Origin of the sequence: Paenibacillus sp. GbtcB18, from assembly GCF_019091125.1 — a bacterium.
GTDB lineage: Bacteria > Bacillota > Bacilli > Paenibacillales > NBRC-103111 > Paenibacillus_F > Paenibacillus_F chitinolyticus.
The window spans coordinates 1-335 of sequence record NZ_JAGXJX010000200.1; the positions used below are offsets into that span (position 1 = coordinate 1).

Genomic DNA, 335 nt, shown 5'->3' on the forward strand with positions numbered 1-335 from the left:
GGTCCGGGCTTGCCCGAGTCATACACGCCGATGAAAGCGGTCGGAATGTCGAGCACGGCCCGTTCGTCCGTGAAATCGTGCCGCTCCAGCTCTTCGATCAGCCGGGCGCAGGCCAGAAATTCTTCATGGCCGTGCTCGGGATTTTGCCCGATATAAGTTGAAATCGCTTGAAACTCCGGCGTGTGGAAATCGATGGTGATATAGATTCGTTCCTTCATGGCGGGATCTCCATATGTATGTCAGAGGTAGGGGCGGCGCCCCGTCGTTAACTTTCGGATGTAAGTCTATTGTAATACAAACACGGACTCGCTACCACTTCCGGCTCCTTTGCGTTA

The 335-nt window shown here is 54.3% G+C and carries 1 pseudogene; it reads right to left on the reverse strand.

Annotated features, from left to right (window positions below):
• Positions 1 to 218: pseudogene (locus KVT34_RS30040) on the reverse strand (amidohydrolase); the annotation flags it as partial.
• Between the last annotated feature and the right edge of the window lie 117 nt (positions 219 to 335).